The organism is Pseudomonas sp. NPDC088885 (assembly GCF_044750025.1).
In the GTDB taxonomy this organism is placed as follows: domain Bacteria; phylum Pseudomonadota; class Gammaproteobacteria; order Pseudomonadales; family Pseudomonadaceae; genus Aquipseudomonas; species Aquipseudomonas rustica.
Genome location: NZ_JBIVJB010000093.1, coordinates 1714 through 17270 on the forward strand (window position 1 = coordinate 1714; position 15557 = coordinate 17270).

The 15557-nt window shown below is 59.4% G+C and carries 16 protein-coding genes and 1 riboswitch; of the genes, 7 read left to right on the top strand and 9 right to left on the bottom strand.

Annotated elements, in window-relative coordinates; all coding sequences use genetic code 11:
* Both ACIP1X_RS23890 and ahcY read right to left on the bottom strand, forming a co-directional pair.
* Positions 1-305 (bottom strand): methylenetetrahydrofolate reductase (locus ACIP1X_RS23890; RefSeq protein WP_400755431.1); only part of this gene is annotated, 305 nt, incomplete at its 3' end.
* A gap of 173 nt (positions 306-478) precedes the next feature.
* Positions 479-1888 carry an adenosylhomocysteinase gene (gene ahcY / locus ACIP1X_RS23895; RefSeq protein WP_400755432.1) on the bottom strand — a complete coding sequence of 470 codons (1410 nt, stop codon included), beginning with the start codon at positions 1886-1888 and terminating at the stop codon, positions 479-481.
* 23 nt (positions 1889-1911) lie between these two features.
* A riboswitch (S-adenosyl-L-homocysteine riboswitch) is annotated at positions 1912-2011 on the bottom strand.
* 198 nt (positions 2012-2209) lie between these two features.
* On the opposite strand from ahcY, the gene ACIP1X_RS23900 reads away from it, so the two are divergent.
* Positions 2210-2617 (top strand): acyl-CoA thioesterase, encoded by a 408-nt coding sequence (locus tag ACIP1X_RS23900; protein WP_007913723.1) that lies wholly within the window; start codon positions 2210-2212, stop codon positions 2615-2617.
* A 174-nt stretch (positions 2618-2791) separates the two neighbouring features.
* Positions 2792-3682, top strand: a complete 891-nt coding sequence (locus ACIP1X_RS23905) for a formate/nitrite transporter family protein (protein WP_400755434.1) — start codon at positions 2792-2794, stop codon at positions 3680-3682.
* On the opposite strand, the gene ACIP1X_RS23910 is transcribed toward ACIP1X_RS23905, so the two are convergent.
* Positions 3649-4545, bottom strand: a complete 897-nt coding sequence (locus ACIP1X_RS23910) for a LysR substrate-binding domain-containing protein (protein WP_400755436.1) — start codon at positions 4543-4545, stop codon at positions 3649-3651. The two genes, ACIP1X_RS23905 and ACIP1X_RS23910, sit on opposite strands and share 34 nt — an antisense overlap.
* A 112-nt stretch (positions 4546-4657) precedes the next feature.
* On the opposite strand from ACIP1X_RS23910, the gene ACIP1X_RS23915 reads away from it, so the two are divergent.
* Complete coding sequence (locus tag ACIP1X_RS23915; protein ID WP_400755438.1) at positions 4658-5074, top strand: VOC family protein; 417 nt, start codon at positions 4658-4660, stop codon at positions 5072-5074.
* Entirely contained in the window at positions 5061-6359 is a 1299-nt protein-coding gene (locus ACIP1X_RS23920) for an amidase (protein WP_400755440.1), read from the top strand. Before ACIP1X_RS23915 ends, ACIP1X_RS23920 begins: the two co-directional genes overlap by 14 nt.
* Positions 6360-6363: 4 nt before the next feature.
* Here ACIP1X_RS23920 and ACIP1X_RS23925 read toward each other — a convergent pair whose 3' ends face one another.
* On the bottom strand, positions 6364-7626 hold the full coding sequence (locus ACIP1X_RS23925) for a sodium:proton antiporter (protein WP_159811860.1): 1263 nt from the start codon (positions 7624-7626) through the stop codon (positions 6364-6366).
* A gap of 238 nt (positions 7627-7864) precedes the next feature.
* Positions 7865-9034: an MFS transporter gene (locus tag ACIP1X_RS23930; protein WP_053124641.1), complete on the bottom strand. Its 1170-nt coding sequence runs from the start codon at positions 9032-9034 to the stop codon at positions 7865-7867.
* A gap of 314 nt (positions 9035-9348) precedes the next feature.
* On the opposite strand from ACIP1X_RS23930, the gene ACIP1X_RS23935 reads away from it, so the two are divergent.
* Together ACIP1X_RS23935 and ACIP1X_RS23940 are read left to right on the top strand one after the other, a co-directional pair.
* Entirely contained in the window at positions 9349-10182 is an 834-nt protein-coding gene (locus ACIP1X_RS23935) for an EamA family transporter (protein ID WP_212550135.1), read from the top strand.
* 39 nt (positions 10183-10221) lie between these two features.
* Entirely contained in the window at positions 10222-10605 is a 384-nt protein-coding gene (locus tag ACIP1X_RS23940; RefSeq protein ID WP_053124636.1) for an MAPEG family protein, read from the top strand.
* A 121-nt stretch (positions 10606-10726) separates the two neighbouring features.
* Here the strand turns inward: ACIP1X_RS23940 and ACIP1X_RS23945 are convergent, their stop codons facing one another.
* Positions 10727-11905: a murein transglycosylase A gene (locus ACIP1X_RS23945; protein ID WP_400755443.1), complete on the bottom strand. Its 1179-nt coding sequence runs from the start codon at positions 11903-11905 to the stop codon at positions 10727-10729.
* Positions 11906-12032: 127 nt separating this feature from the next.
* Here ACIP1X_RS23945 and ACIP1X_RS23950 point away from each other — a divergent pair, with 127 nt between their 5' ends.
* Positions 12033-12482, top strand: coding sequence for a c-type cytochrome (locus ACIP1X_RS23950; protein WP_400755444.1), 450 nt, complete (start codon positions 12033-12035; stop codon positions 12480-12482).
* A 166-nt stretch (positions 12483-12648) separates the two neighbouring features.
* Here ACIP1X_RS23950 and ACIP1X_RS23955 read toward each other — a convergent pair whose 3' ends face one another.
* From ACIP1X_RS23955 to ACIP1X_RS23965, 3 genes are all read right to left on the bottom strand, one after another.
* Positions 12649-13044 (bottom strand): DUF1090 domain-containing protein, encoded by a 396-nt coding sequence (locus ACIP1X_RS23955; RefSeq protein ID WP_400755446.1) that lies wholly within the window; start codon positions 13042-13044, stop codon positions 12649-12651.
* Positions 13045-13140: 96 nt separating this feature from the next.
* A complete protein-coding gene (ligB, locus tag ACIP1X_RS23960) occupies positions 13141-14817 on the bottom strand; it encodes an NAD-dependent DNA ligase LigB (protein ID WP_400755448.1) in 1677 nt (558 codons plus the stop codon).
* Positions 14818-15080: 263 nt separating this feature from the next.
* Positions 15081-15557 (bottom strand): methionine adenosyltransferase domain-containing protein (locus ACIP1X_RS23965; RefSeq protein ID WP_400755449.1); only part of this gene is annotated, 477 nt, incomplete at its 5' end.

The window sequence follows — 15557 nt, forward strand, 5'->3', positions numbered from 1 at the left end:
TCACCGCGCAGGGCAACGATGCGCTTGATGCCGGCAGCCTTGTACTCGTTCAGCAGGCCGCGCAGGTCGTCCTTGCTGTCGCCGACGCACGACAGGTGCGGTGCGGCCGGTACTTTGACTTCGCTTTCCAGTTGCAGAACGGTGTTGAGGGTGCGATCACGGGTCGAACCACCAGCGCCATAGGTGCAGGAAAAGAAATCAGGGTTGTAAGTGGCCAACTGACGGGCAGTGGCGAGCAGTTTTTCATGCCCAGCATCGGTCTTGGTCGGGAAGAACTCGAAGCTGTAGCGACGGTCTTGGGACATGGTCATACCCTTGGAAACACGTAAGCCGGACGCTGCACCCTGTAGGAGCTGCCGCAGGCTGCGATCTTTGCGGATCAAAAGATCGCAGCCTGCGGCAGCTCCTACACAGAGCGGTCAGCAGCGCCAGTCAGGCAACGCGGTGCGCCAGGCACACCGCGTCGACGCTCAGCCAATCAGTAGCGGTAAGCGTGCGGCTTGAACGGGCCTTCGACGGTCACGCCGATGTAGTCAGCCTGTTGCTTGGTCAGTTGGGTGACCACGCCGCCGAAGCCGCGAACCATTTCCAGGGCCACTTCTTCGTCGAGTTTCTTCGGCAGTACTTCAACGGTCAGGCGCTCGGCTTTCTGGGCTGGCGACAGGTCGGCGTACTTCTGGTCGAACAGGAAGATCTGCGCCAGAACCTGGTTGGCGAACGAACCGTCCATGATGCGGCTTGGGTGGCCAGTCGCGTTACCCAGGTTTACCAGACGACCTTCGGCCAGCAGGATCAGGTAGTCGTCGTTCTGCGCGTCGAAAGCGCCCGGGCCGGTACGGTGAATCTTGTGTACCTGTGGCTTCACTTCTTCCCATGCCCAGTTCTTGCGCATGAAAGCGGTGTCGATTTCGTTGTCGAAGTGACCGATGTTGCAGACAACGGCGCGCTTCTTCAGAGCTTTGAGCATGTTCGAGTCGCAGACATTGACGTTACCGGTAGTGGTCACGATCAGGTCGATCTTGCCCAGCAGTGCTTTGTCGATGCTGGCTTCGGAACCGTCGTTGATACCGTCGATGAACGGCGACACCAGTTCGAAACCGTCCATGCACGCTTGCATGGCGCAGATCGGGTCAACTTCGGAGACTTTAACGATCATGCCTTCCTGACGCAGGGACTGAGCGGAGCCCTTGCCCACGTCACCGTAACCGATGACCAGCGCTTGCTTACCGGACAGCAGGTGGTCAGTACCACGCTTGATCGCATCGTTCAGGCTGTGACGGCAGCCGTACTTGTTGTCGTTCTTGGACTTGGTCACCGAGTCGTTGACGTTGATGGCCGGGATTTTCAGCTCGCCCTTGGCCAGCATGTCCAGCAGACGGTGTACGCCGGTGGTGGTTTCTTCGGTCACGCCGTGAACGCGATCCAGTACTTGTGGGTACTTGTCGTGCAGCAGCTGAGTCAGGTCGCCGCCGTCGTCGAGGATCATGTTGGCGTCCCATGGCTGGCCATCCTTGAGGATGGTTTGTTCCAGGCACCACTCGTACTCTTCTTCAGTTTCGCCTTTCCAGGCGAAAACCGGGATGCCGGCAGCAGCGATAGCGGCAGCAGCCTGATCCTGAGTGGAGAAAATGTTGCACGACGACCAACGTACTTCGGCACCCAGGGCAACCAGGGTTTCGATCAGCACGGCAGTCTGAATGGTCATGTGGATGCAGCCGAGGATCTTGGCGCCTTTCAACGGCTGTTCGCCGGAGTACTTGCGACGCAGACCCATCAGAGCCGGCATTTCCGATTCGGCGATGATGGTTTCGCGACGGCCCCAGGCAGCCAGGGACATGTCGGCAACTTTGTAATCGTTAAAATCTGCAGGCGTGATAACAGCGCTCATGAAGAGCCTCCATTCGTAATGTATGCGAATGGGCGCCGTTGTGCGTTTAGTGTCCAGCCTCAGGCCGGTCAACGCCCCATCCGAGCCTGACAGGTTGAACCTGCTGCAGCGCCCCTCGGACAGGTGGCGGGAAAACGGTATCAAGTGAAGATGACCGTTTTGAAACGGTGGCGATTATAGCCGTCTAGACTGATCTTCCAAAGGGTTTCTGTCGGCCAAATGAAGATCGCTAATGGCGACCATAGTCGAAGCCGCATGGAGCATGACCGCTCAGTCTGCCAAGATACCGTCCATCATTCGGCAAGACACTCAGGAGTGAAGATGAATTTCCACACCCGCAAATGGGTAAAACCCGAAGACCTCAACCCCAACGGCACCCTGTTCGGTGGCAGCCTGTTGCGCTGGATCGACGAAGAAGCGGCGATTTACGCGATCGTCCAGTTGGGCAATCAGCGCGTGGTGACCAAGTACATTTCCGAAATCAACTTTGTCAGCGCCTCGCGTCAGGGCGACATCATCGAACTGGGCATCACCGCCACCGAGTTCGGCCGCACCTCGATCACCCTGACCTGCGAAGTGCGCAACAAGATCACCCGCAAGAGCATTCTCACCGTTGAGAAGATGGTTTTCGTGAACCTCGGCGAAGACGGCTTGCCGGCGCCGCACGGCCGCACTGAAATCAAATATGTGAAAGACCAGTTCCAGGAAGATGAGTTAGTCAGCGAGTGATATCGGCGGCGCTTTCTTCGCGAGCAGGCTCGCTCCCACAAGGATCACGCTGTACCTGTGGGAGCGAGCCTGCTCGCGAAAGCGGTTGTCCTGTCACCGAAGATTTATCTGGCCACTGAACAGTCGTGAGCCGCGGGAGTCGTAGCTAAACACCACCCCCACGGTTCCCACGCCATGACCACCCCTACCGACGGCAAGACCCCCGATCTCTCGGCCAAAGAACAGCACGAAGTCGAGAAAAACCAGCCGCCCCGCGCGGCCGTTCTGCATGAAATCATCCGCTCGCAAGGCGATCAGGAGCTGGAGCGCAGCATCGCCGCACTCTGGTGGTCGGCGCTGGCGGCCGGGTTGACCATGGGCCTGTCGCTGATGGGCATGGGCCTGCTCAACTCGCGCCTGCCCGACGGTGACGAATTCAAAGTGATCGCCAGTTTCGGCTACTGCGCCGGTTTCCTCGCGGTGATCCTCGCCCGCCAGCAACTGTTCACCGAAAATACCCTGACCGCCGTGCTGCCGGTGATGACCAAGCCGACCCTTCAAAACTTCGGCCGGCTGATTCGTCTGTGGACGGTGGTGCTGGTCGGCAACCTTTGCGGCACGATACTGGTGGCGTACGTGATGCTCGAACTGCCGATCTTCGACACCAAGACCGATCACGCCTTCCTCGAAATTGGCCGCAAGGTCATGGAAAACCACGCCAGCCAGATGTTCGCCAAAGGCATCGTGTCCGGCTGGATGATCGCCACCATGGTCTGGATGATTCCGTCTATGGAGAGCGCGAAGATGTGGATCATCATCCTCATCACCTACCTGATGGCGCTTGGCGATTTCACCCACATCGTCGTCGGTTCGGCGGAAGTCTCGTACCTGGTGTTTGCCGGCGAATTGCCGTGGAGTGATTTCTGGATGGTCTTCGCCGGGCCGACGCTGGCGGGGAATATCATCGGTGGCAGTTTCATCTTCGCGTTGATCAGCCACGCGCAGATTCGCAGTGAGAGCGGGACGCCGAAATCCAGCGGCCCTGATGAGCATCAAGGCGAGTCGAAGAAGGATTCCGAGCGATGAGGCGTGGTCGTTGAAAGTGCCGCGCACAAAGCGCTGATCATGTTTGGCCGATCGGTCTGGGCCGGGCTGATCAGCGCGATCTCGCGGTCATAGCGATCATTGCCAATCTGGCTCACTGCGCATTGATGGCCCCATTGCTCAAAACCGGACCAATAGGGCACGAGGCTCACACCCATGCCGCCCGTCACCAGCATGGCAATGGTCTCCAGCGCATCCAGATCGACCATCGGTGTCGGCTTCAATCCTTGATCCGCCAGATATTGCTCGGCGTAGCGTCCGCCCCAAGCGTCCGGGTCGTAGCGGATGTAAGGCTGGCTCATGAGTTGCGCAGGAATGCTGATCGAGGACTTTTCTTTCGACAGAAACACCAGCGGCTCCTTGCGCAGGGACACCGCTTGCAGGGCTTTGGGCATTTCGAACGGCGGAGCGACGAGGATCGCCGCGTCCACCTCGCCTGAAAGAAGTGCCTGATACAGCGATCGCGATGTTCCCGGCACGATCACCGGGGTCAAGCCCGGCGCCGAAACGGTCAGCGCGCGCAAAGCTTCCGGCATCAGCCCAGTCAGAACCGTGGAAATCGCGCCGATTCGCAACTGTCCGGTCAGCCCCGCGCCGTCAGCGTCTCCCGCCAATAAGGCCACTTCACGAACGATACGTCTGGCTCTGGGCAACAAACCGAGACAGGCCTGACTCGGCTTGGCGGCATGCCCGACGCGGGATAACAGCTCAAAACCGAGCTGCCGTTCGAGCGCGAGAATGCGCTGACTGATTGCGGCGGCCGTTAGTCCTTCAATTCGCGCAGCATGGGCGATCGAGCCGCATTCGACGACGGTGATCAGGCTCTTTAAATATCGCGTATCCATAAGAAATGCTTTCGATAGCAGTAAGAATTACAGGCTATCTCTTTTGATCTAAACCGCACAGTCTTCAAGCATTCCGCTGTTTCCATCGTCCGGTGATCGTCAGGAGTTCTTTATGCAGTCGATTTTTCATCTCGCTATGCACGTCCGCGATTTGCAGGTTTCCCGCGATTTTTATGGAGGTTTGCTGGGGTGTAAAGAAGGTCGCAGTACCGAGACGTGGGTCGATTTCGATTTTTTTGGCCATCAATTGTCGTTGCACTTGGGCGAACCCTTTGCGGTCAGCAACACCGGGAAAGTCGGCGAGCATGACGTGCCGATGCCCCATCTCGGCGTGATCCTTGAGATGTCGGACTGGGTTGCGTTGAAGGAGCGCTTGATCGAAGGCCAGGTGCAATTTGTGCTTCATCCGCACATTCGTTTTCCCGGAGAGCCCGGTGAGCAGGCAACCATGTTCTTTCGCGATCCTGCCGGGAACCCCATTGAGATAAAGGGCTTCACTGACTTGCAGGGTGTTTATGCACAATTTTGATCAGGCTGATGCCACCGCCATTGCCGAAAGCGTGCGCTCCGCTGTTGTGAATGCGGAGACCGTTGCCGAGCATTTTCTTGAATGCGTCGATACGCGCGAGCCCATCATAAAAGCGTTTGTTTCGTTCGACCCGGAAGAGGTACGCCGCCAGGCCCGCCAACTGCAGAACGCTCACGCGAAAGGCTTGCTGGCGGGTGTGCCCGTGGGGGTCAAGGACATCTATGACACCGTGGATCATCCGACCCGTTTCTACTCGCCGATCTATGAGGACAATCGTCCTTCGCGTGATGCCCATGTCGTCGCACTGCTGCGCCAGGCCGGGGCGGTGATCATGGGCAAGACCCACACCACCGAATTCGCTTACATGCACACCGGGCCAACTCGCAATCCGCATGATCTCGACAGAACGCCCGGAAGCTCCAGTGCCGGCTCGGCAGCGGGGATGGCGGCCGGTTTTTTTCCGCTCGCGTTGGGCACGCAGACCGCCGGGTCGTTGATCAAGCCAGCATCCTACTGCGGTCTGTATGCGTTCAAACCTTCGTACGGGCTGGTTTCGCTGGAAGGGGTCAAGCCATTGGCGCCGAGTTTCGACACGGTGGGTTGGTATGGCCGCTCGGTGCGCGATCTCGAGCTGATGGCGCAAGTCTTGATCCCCGGTCTCCCGACGCTTGCTCATCAACAGAGCGTTTGCACGTTCGGCTTCTGTCGTACGGCGCGTTGGGATCAGGTTGATGAAGAGGTAGCCACAGCATTGGAAGCCGCGCTTGAGGATTTGCGACTGGCGGGCCATCAAGTCATTGAGGTAGTGCTGCCTGAGGCGTTTGCGTCGGTATTCGATGATCATCTGTTGATCAACGATTGCGAGGGCGCCCGATCACTGGCCAAAGAGCTGCAAGCGTCCCCTGACCAACTCAGTGAGGAATTACTGGCGATGATCGAGCGCGCCCGTCTGACGACGTGGGCGCAAGAGTCAGCGGCGAAGAAGCGCCTGGCAACGTTAGCCGCGGTGTTGGAGCTGATATTCCAACCGTTCGACGCGGTGCTGGGTGCGAGCTGCGGCATCGTCGCGCCGTTGGGGCTTGGCGCGACGGGGTCATCCGATTTCAGCAAGTTCTGGATGGCGTTTGGCTTGCCGCAAATCAACCTTCCTCTCGTCCGCAAGACCGGGGCGTTGCCCATTGGCCTGCAAATGATTGGCGCGTTCAGAGCTGACAGTCATCTGTTATACGCTGCCGGGCAGGTTGAGGCAGTGCTGAGCACTGCCCGCGAGACGGTGCCACAGTGATGCGTCAGTGCGCAGATTCAGTCGCCGCTTTCGGCTCATTGCGCGTCGCATGTTTGACCAGTTTGCCGATGGTCAGGCCCTGCAGCAGGATCGACGACAGCACCACGATGTAGGTGATGCTCAGCAGCAAATCGCGCTCCGGGCCCAGCGGCAGGGCCAGCGCCAGTGCCACCGAAACACCGCCGCGCAAACCACCCCAGGTCAGAATGCGGATGGTGCCGGCGGGCACTGTGCGCCAGCGCCGTAGCAGCAGAATCGCCGGAGCGACGGTGAGCAGACGCGACAACAGAATCGCCACCGCCAACACACCGGCCGCGGCCATGTGCAACCAGTTGAACGGCAGCAGCAACAGCTCCATGCCGATCAGCGCGAACAGCAGCGCGTTGAGCATGTCATCGAGCAATTCCCAGAAACCGTCGAGATAACGACGAGTCATTTCGTTCATCGCCAGATTGCGCCCGACGTTGCCGATGATCAGACCGGCGACCACCATCGCGATCGGCGCTGACACATGAATCTCGGTGGCCATCGCCGAACCGCCGATGACCAGCGCCAGCGTCAGCATCACGGTGATCTGGTGCTGCTCGATGCTTTTGATCATCCGATAGACCAGGTAACCGATCAGCCCGCCGAACAGCACACCGCCAATCGCTTCGTGAACGAACAGCATGGCCGTGGCGCTGACGGTCGGGGTTTCGCCGAGTTGGGCGATGCCGAGCAACACGGTGAACACCACAACCGCCGTGCCGTCGTTGAACAGCGACTCGCCGACGATGGTGGTTTTCAGTGGTTTCGAGGCGTTGGCGGTACGCAACACGCCGAGCACCGCGATCGGGTCGGTCGGCGAAATCAGCGCGCCGAACAGCAGGCAGTAAAGGAAACTCACGTGCCAGCCGAACAGGGCAAAGATGTAAAAGGCGAGGCTGCCGATCACCGTGGTGGCGATCAACACACCGAAGGTCGCCAGCAGGCCAATCGGCCAGCGGTAGCTGCGCAAGTCGTTGAGGTTGACGTGCAAGGCGCCGGCGAACAGCAGGAACGAGAGCATCCAGTTCATCAGCAGATCGCCGAAGTCGATCTGGCCGATCAGTTGCTGCACGCGTTCTTCAAGACCGGGGTAGCCGAGTACGCTCAGGCCTTGCAGGATCAGCGAGAACAGCAGCGCGGTGACCATCACGCCGATGGTCGGCGGCAGTCCGATGAAGCGGAAGTTGACGAAGGTGAGGAGGGTGGTGAGGCAGATGAAAGCGGCGACAAGTTCAAGCATCCGGGGTCCTTTGGATGGAGGGGTTTTTGAGGTGCGGCCATGCTTGGGCGCAAGGGTTTGATGGGGTGACAGAGGCTGAAGGCACAAGCTTCCCTCACCCCAGCCCTCTCCCGGAGGGAGAGGGAGCCGATCTTGGTCGAGTTCAAATCCTGAGTTCGACTCGAAGTTTCAGGTCGGCGTAGCTCGACATTCACCTCGGTCAGTCCCCTCTCCCTCCGGGAGAGGGTCAGGGTGAGGGCTAGCCGGACACATTGACCGCAACCGCCCCCCGACGTTGCAGGTAAATAAACAAAAGCGCCGTCAGCACCGTCAACCCGCCGACCAGCGCCCCCGTCCACGGCAGATCCGCCAGATCCGCACCGCTGGCCACCACCAGCCCGCCGATCCACGCGCCCGCTGCGTTACCCAGGTTGAAAGCACTCTGGTTCAGCGTCGAACCCAGATTCGGTGCTTCATGCGCCTGATCAATAATCAGCAACTGCAAAATCGGGCACAGCGCAAAGGCAAAAATCCCCCACAGCACCAGCGTGATCGCCGCCGGTATCACCGAACGACTGGTCTGACTAAACGCCGCCAGAATCACCACAACCGCCAATGCCACGCCGACCAGTGAAGGCAGCAAACGGCTGTCCGCCAGACGTCCACCGAGCATGCTGCCGCCGGTCAAACCCACGCCGAACAACAGCAACATCACGGTCACGCCGTGCGGGCTGACGCCGGTGATGTCCTGCAGGATCGGTGCGATGTAGGTGAACACGCTGAACAGACTGGTCGAGGCCAGCACACTCATGCCCAGTGCCAGCAGCACATTGACCTTACCCAGCACTTTGAACTCGCTGGCGAGGTTGGCCTTGTCCATCGGGATGTGTTTCGGCAGCCAGAACCACTGCGCGAGGGCGGCGATGACGCCGATTACCGACACTGCCCAGAACGTCGATCGCCACCCGGCGTACTGGCCGAGCGCTGTGCCCAATGGCACGCCGAGGACGTTGGCCAAAGTCAGGCCGGTGAACATCATCGCAATTGCTTGCGCACGTTTGTTCGGCGCAACGAGCCCGGCGGCGACCACCGAGCCAATGCCGAAAAACGCACCGTGGCACAGCGCCGTGACCACGCGTGCAGCCATCAGCGTCGCGTAGTTCGGGGCAAGGGCGCAGAGGATGTTGCCGAGGATAAACATCAGCGTCATGCCCAGCAGCGTCGCTTTGCGCGGCATGTTGGCGGTGCCGATCGCTAGGATCGGCGCGCCGAAAACCACGCCCAGCGCGTACCCGGTGATCAACAAACCAGCGTGGGGAATGCTCACGGCGAGGTCGCGGGCGACGTCGGGCAGCAGGCCCATGATGACGAATTCAGTGGTGCCGATGCCGAATGCGGCAACAGCGAGGGCAAGCAAAGCGAGTGGCATGCGCAAGGTCTCTGTCGGTAGTCTTGACGCTGTGATCAGGCGTACGCAGGCCATCGACCGTTCTCGAAGAGAGGCGGTGCAGGCGGGAATTATTGGAATTTTTCTGTGCGCAACTGAGTGCGGCGTGGTCGCTTGCAGTATAAACAGCTGCTGACACATCGCGAATCAATAATCTGACTATTCGAATTATCGATTTTCACTGTAGGAGCTGCCGCAGGCCGCGATCTTTTGATCTTGCTCTTAAAAATCAGGATCAAAAGATCGCAGCCTTCGGCAGCTCCTACACGGGGATTCATAAAAATAAGAGGTGAAAGGTGCTGGCGACGGGTTTGGTATTGATGGCGGCGCTGTTGCATGCGACGTGGAATACGTTGATCAAATTCAGCGCCGAGCGGCTGCTGGTGGTGGCATGCATGGACACCGTGGCGCTGCTGGTCGTCGCCATCGCGTTTCCGTTTGTGAGCCTGCCGCCCATGGAGATCTGGCCATGGATTCTCGCTTCGGCAGCGTTTGAACTGCTCTATCGCTATTTGTTGATTCAGGCGTATCGGGTGGGCGATCTGGGGCTGGTCTATCCACTGATGCGCGGACTGTCGCCGTTGGTGGTGCTGGCGCTGACCCTGATCTTCGCCGGTGAGGTGCTCACCACCCAGCAGATCTTCGGGATCATGCTGATTCCGGTGGGCATGGCCTGCCTGCTTTGGCAGGGCGGCGGTGGCAAACACTTGCCGTGGTCGATGCTGCCCGTGGTGGCGCTGATCGGCTTGTGCATCGGTTGCTACACCTACATCGATGGCCAGGCGCTGCGGCGCTGGTCGCATCCGCTGGATTATCTGGTCTGGGTCACGCTGCTCAGCGCCTGGCCGTTTCCGTTGCTGGCGTGGGTCGCCAAGCGTCCGGCGTTCATGCTGTTCTGGCGCGAGCAATGGAAGCTCGGTCTGGCGGTGGGCTTCTGCGTGTTGGCCAGCTACGCTCTGGTGCTGTGGGCAATGCAATTGGGCTCGATTGCCGAAGCGGCGGCGTTGCGTGAGATCAGCGTGATCCTGGTGGTGCTGTTCGGTATGCGCTACCTCAAAGAACCTTTCGGCCGACCGCGGCTCTTAGCCTGTGGGCTGGTGCTGATTGGCATGCTGATCATGAAGTTCTGACAGCCCGCGAATTCTATAACTCGAAAAAAGGACGGCGTTATGACGGTGGCTCTGTGGTGTGTGTTGATCGCGATATTTTTGCCGTATGTCTGCACCGGTGTGGCCAAGGCTGTCGGTGGCTACCGGCTGAGTGACAATCACGATCCGCGCGACTTTCTCGAAAGCCTGAATGGTGTGGCTCGGCGGGCGCATGCGGCGCAATTGAACAGCTTTGAAGTGATGCCGGCGTTTGCCGCGGCGGTGCTCGTCGCGCATCTGGTGGGGACTGCGCAGTTGGTGACAGTGAATGTGCTGGCGGTGATGTTTATCACCAGTCGCCTGCTGTACATCATTTGCTATCTGGCCGACTGGGCGATCTTGCGTTCGCTGGTGTGGTTTGTGGGGATGGGGTTGATTGCTTCGTTCTTCTTTGTATCGGTCTGATTATCGGGTGTGGCTGATGGCCTCTTCGCGAGCAAGCCCGCTCCCACAGTTGGAATACCTATCCATGTGGGAGCGGGCTTGCTCGCGAAGGCTATCTAACAGCCATCGATAATCTCAGGGCTTACTTCTTCTCTGTATCAGCCACCTGCGGCACTTGCGGCAGCGGCGCGCCTTTTGGCCAGAGCATCCAGATTTGCCCCTGCTGTTTCATGTCCCCGGCCAGTTGCCCGGCTGCATCACCCGTGCCCCAAAACAGATCCGCACGCACCTCGCCAGCAATCGCGCCGCCGGTGTCCTGCGCCGCGACCGGGCGAACCAGTGCGGTGCCATCCGGGCGCGTGGTCGACAGCCACAACAGACTGCCCAACGGAATCACCTTGCGATCCACCGCCGCGCTATAGCCAGCCGTTAGCGGTACGTTCAGCGAACCGCGCGGGCCTTCGTTGCTGTCCGGGTTACGGGTGAAGAACACATAGCTCGGGTTGCTGCCCAGCAATTCCTGGATGCGCGACGGGTTGGCCTTGGCCCAATTGCTGATCGCGCTCATGGTCACGTCTTCTTTCTTCAACTCGCCTTGCTCGACCAGCCAACGACCAATCGGTCGGTACGGATGACCGTTCTGATCGGCATAGGCGATGCGCAGCTGTTTGCCGTCCTGAGTCTGGATGCGCCCGGAACCCTGAATTTGCAGGAATTGCAGGTTCATTGGATCGGTCAGGTAAGCCACCACGGGGGCTTTCACACCTTTGGCTTCGATGGTCGCGGCGTCGTCGTAAGGTTTGAGCACTCGACCTTCGAGACGACCGCGCAGGCGTTTGCCCTTCAATTCCGGATAGATGCTGTCGAGCGAGACGATGATCATGTCTTCGGGCACGCCGTACACCGGCACATTTGCCACGTCGGTCGGGGTCAGGCTACCGGGGTAGACCGGTTCGTAGTAACCGGTGATCAAGCCGTTGGGATTGTCGTTTTCAGCGCGCAGGCCGAAGACATCGAGGTTCTGTTTGAGAAACGCGCGAATCTCGTCGGCGCTCTGCGGCACAGTGGCCGCTGCTGCGCAGGTCGGGCCCCAGACCGTATCAGCCTTGAGTCGGGTGCAGGCGCTGCGCCACGAACCGAAACCTGCCACCAGATCGCTGTCGGACACAACCGGCAGTGCTTCCCACGTGGCGCTGGAGTAAGTGGCCAGTGCGTGGGTTTTCGGCTTGGCAGTCTCGCCACCGGTGCAGCCGGCGAGGATCGCCAGCAGCGGAAGGGTTGCGATCAGTGGGTGACGCCAGGCCTTGAAGCGGCTGTTCATGGAGTAATTCCTGTGCCGGTCGCCCGAATGCTCCATGCGTTCAGACAACCCTTAATTTTAATAGGGCTATTGGTGTTTGTCGGTGACGCGGGGATACTGGCCGCCGATTCCGTGACCTGAAGCCACCATGACTCTTAAAAGAATTTCTGTTGTATTGCTGGCCTGTCTGACCTTGTCCGCCTGCGGCGGTGTCGATCCGAACTCTCCACTGGGTCAACGCAAGGCAATCTTCAAACAAATGCTCAAAACCGGCGAAGACCTCGGTGGCATGTTGCGCGGACGCATTCCGTTCGACGGGCCGAAATTTGCCGAAGGCGCGGTCAAACTCGATGCGCTGTCCCATGAGCCGTGGAAGCATTTCCCGCAGGTGCGCGAAGAAGATCACACCAGCGCCAAGGACGATGTCTGGCAAAAACAGGCGCAGTTTCAGGACATGGCCCGCAAGCTGGAAGCAGCCACCGGTGAATTGGTAATCGCCAGCCAGGTTCAGCCGTATAAGGCCAGCAACCTCGGGCCTGCGGTGCAGAAAGTTGAAGATGCCTGCAGCGCTTGCCATAAACAGTTTCGCGATCATTGATCTTCAAGACTGCTGAGTAACCCTGTGGCGAGGGGATTTATCCCCGTTGGGCTGCGAAGCAGCCCCAAAACCATACAGCCGAGCTTTTCAGTCAGACCCGACCAGCCGGATTTGCGACGGCTTCGCCGCCGAACGGGGATAAATCCCCTCGCCACAAGGGCATCAATTACTTGTCGATTTCGTCCAGCGCGTCTTGCAGTTCTTTACGCGACTCGGCGAGTTTGTCTTTGCGTTTGTTGATCTTTTCCGGATCGCCTTTCTTCATCGCCTTGTCCAGATCCGCCTGGCGCTGGCTCACTTCGTGTTTGGCTTCGAGCACTTTATTTTCGCGCTCTTTTTTCAGGCCCGCGTCGGTGCAGTTCTTGGTCACTTCATTCAGTGCAGTTTCCAGACCTGCCTGCTGATCGGCATTGCCACGGGATTTGGCCTGTTCGATCTGGTTCATGATGCCTTGCTTCTTGGCGGCGCAGCCGGTCAGGCCCGGAGCGTCTTCGTCGGCCATTACAGGGGTGGCCATCATGCCGCAAAGCGTCAGCAGGGCGAGCGGTGCGAGAAATTTCATAAAAGCTCCATGTGCAAAGGCAATCGGGTCGGTGGGGCACTGCGCTGTTGGAGCGCCGAGCCGGCCGTTGGGTTCCCGGCTGCGGGGGGTGCGTGTTCAGAAACCGTCGATTGCGGCGGCGTGTAAGGTTTCACTCAGAGCCAGCACTTGCGGGTCGCGAAAGAATGCGCTCAATTGCGCCGCACGCCCCGGGCCGATACCGGCTTCTGCCTGCCATTGTTCGGTGTCACGTTGTGCCAGCGCCTGCCACGAGTCAGGCAGTTGTACCTGACCGGTTGGCGGCATGCCCAAAGCTTTCAGCCATTGAGTGAACGGCCGTTGGCGCGCGCTGTTAAAACTGTTGAGCAAACGCGCGCTGCTGCGCTCGCCGAAGCCGGTAATGTTAGCAAGCTCTGGCGCGTCGAGGGTCAACCAATCCAGCAGGTTGTTCACGCGGCGTGTTTCGAGAAGTTTCTCCCAAGTGCCGCGCCCGACATTCTGCATCGCCAATCCTTGCTTGCCACTGAGCCAGGTCAAGCGCGCGAGAAACTGGCTCTCGCAACCGGGGGTGGGTTGCCAGCAGCTCAGCGCGTGGAAGTCATCGGCGACGGGAATGTTGAGGGCTGTGCGTTCGGTGGCGCGCAGCACAACGCTATCGAGCCGTGGAATCGTCAGGCCGGCGAGGCTGATTGCCACTTGATCGCCGGGGCGAATGTCCAGGTCTTGCCAGCGTTTGAACGAGCTGGCGCTGACCCGTTTGATTTCGCGGTCATCGAGCATGACGGGTTTGAGTTCGAGCACCGGCGTGATGCGCCCGGTGCGCCCGATCTTGAAGTTGACCTTGCGCACTTCGGCCAGCGCTTGAGCAAAAGGATACTTCCAGGCAATTGCCCAATAAGGAGCGCGAGCCTGCCAGCGCTCGGCAGGTGGGCGTTGGCTTTGGCGCAGAACCACGCCATCAGTAGCAAAGGGTAGGGGCGAGCGATACCAGTGATCGCGCCATTTCTGCGCTGCATCAAAATCGGTGACGGGATGGCTGTACGGTTCAATCGTGGCGAAACCCAGCGTCGCCAACGTGGCGATTCGCTCGGGCAATTGCGCTGGGCCTTGGGGCCAGTCCCAAACGAACAATCCAATCCCGGAAGCTTGTTCCGCATCCAAAGATTTTCGCCCCATCAGGCCGGCGACGGTGGCGCGAGCGTTAACGCTGCCAGATTGAGCTTGCACGTGCTGGTTCAAGCGCCAGTAGAGTTCGCCCTGCACCAGCAAATCCAAGGGTTGTGACAGGCGTTGCGGGATGGCGCCGATCTTTTGTGCTGAGGCTGTCCAGTCCTGCCCGCTAACCCCGTCGCCACGGCTGATGGCTTGTTGCAAAACGCCCGCGCGATAAATCAGCGTCACGGCGACACCGTCGACTTTGGGTTGAACCCAGACATCCTTGCGATTACCTAGCCATGCACCCACGGCCTCATCTTTGTGGATTTTATCCAGACCGGTATGGGCGATGGGGTGTGCAACCGAGCCTGAGGCTGTGCGCAAAGGATCAGTTGGCGAGGGCAGGTTGAAGCACGCCCGCCATTCGTTCAGTTGCGCAACGGATTGGTCGTAGAGTTCGTCGGCAATCAGTGAACGGCCTTCGCGGTGGTAGGCGTCGTCCCATTGGTTGATCTGTTTTTGCAGGGTGGTGATTTCGCGTTGGGCTTGGGACGCGGGCCAGTTCGGGCAGGTGGCGTGGGCGCTGAATGTTGCGGGCATCAGCAGGACAATAAATAACAGGCGCAGCGTGGCAAGCATCGTGAGCGTCCTTGCTCGAGGGGAATGCTTGAAGGTTAGGCGAAGATATTTACTCTGCCGGGTGGGTGTTTTACGGCTTGTTTCTGTGCAATGAAAAGAGCCCCTCACCCTAGCCCTCTCCCGGGGGGAGAGGGGACTGACCGAGTGGTTTGTTGGATATGCATCGACCTGAACGTTCTGAGTTGAACTACGGGTTTCAAGCACAAAAAAAAGCCCCGCACGGCGCGAACCGTGCGGGGTTTTTTGTACCGCCGGGGAAAGTCTTACAGACCAGCAGCAGCGCGCAGGGCGTCGGCGCGGTCGGTTTTTTCCCAGGTGAACGTGGTGAAGGTGTCTTCGCCAACGGTCTTGGTCTCTGGCGTGCGACCGAAGTGGCCGTACGCTGCAGTTTCCTGGTACATCGGGTGCAGCAGGTCGAGCATGGTGGTGATTGCGTATGGACGCAGGTCGAACACTTCACGCACCAGTTTGACGATCTTGTCGTCGCTGATCTTGCCGGTGCCGAAGGTGTTCAGCGAGATCGAAGTAGGCTGAGCCACGCCGATCGCGTAGGACACCTGAATCTCGCAACGCTCGGCCAGGCCGGCAGCGACGATGTTCTTGGCAACGTAACGGCCAGCGTACGCAGCCGAACGGTCAACCTTCGATGGATCTTTACCGGAGAACGCGCCGCCGCCGTGACGGGCCATGCCGCCGTAGCTGTCGACGATGATCTTGCGACCGGTCAGAACGCAGTCACC

Coding starts and splice junctions, on each gene's coding strand:
- ACIP1X_RS23945 (WP_400755443.1), bottom strand. CDS start 11,905: ATGAACAGCCGCTTCAAGGCCTGGCGTCACCCACTGATCGCAACCCTT.
- ACIP1X_RS23955 (WP_400755446.1), bottom strand. CDS start 13,044: ATGAAATTTCTCGCACCGCTCGCCCTGCTGACGCTTTGCGGCATGATG.
- ACIP1X_RS23950 (WP_400755444.1), top strand. CDS start 12,033: ATGACTCTTAAAAGAATTTCTGTTGTATTGCTGGCCTGTCTGACCTTG.
- ACIP1X_RS23930 (WP_053124641.1), bottom strand. CDS start 9,034: ATGCCACTCGCTTTGCTTGCCCTCGCTGTTGCCGCATTCGGCATCGGC.
- ACIP1X_RS23940 (WP_053124636.1), top strand. CDS start 10,222: ATGACGGTGGCTCTGTGGTGTGTGTTGATCGCGATATTTTTGCCGTAT.
- ACIP1X_RS23920 (WP_400755440.1), top strand. CDS start 5,061: ATGCACAATTTTGATCAGGCTGATGCCACCGCCATTGCCGAAAGCGTG.
- ACIP1X_RS23905 (WP_400755434.1), top strand. CDS start 2,792: ATGACCACCCCTACCGACGGCAAGACCCCCGATCTCTCGGCCAAAGAA.
- ACIP1X_RS23915 (WP_400755438.1), top strand. CDS start 4,658: ATGCAGTCGATTTTTCATCTCGCTATGCACGTCCGCGATTTGCAGGTT.
- ACIP1X_RS23900 (WP_007913723.1), top strand. CDS start 2,210: ATGAATTTCCACACCCGCAAATGGGTAAAACCCGAAGACCTCAACCCC.
- ACIP1X_RS23925 (WP_159811860.1), bottom strand. CDS start 7,626: ATGCTTGAACTTGTCGCCGCTTTCATCTGCCTCACCACCCTCCTCACC.
- ACIP1X_RS23910 (WP_400755436.1), bottom strand. CDS start 4,545: ATGGATACGCGATATTTAAAGAGCCTGATCACCGTCGTCGAATGCGGC.
- ligB (WP_400755448.1), bottom strand. CDS start 14,817: ATGCTTGCCACGCTGCGCCTGTTATTTATTGTCCTGCTGATGCCCGCA.
- ahcY (WP_400755432.1), bottom strand. CDS start 1,888: ATGAGCGCTGTTATCACGCCTGCAGATTTTAACGATTACAAAGTTGCC.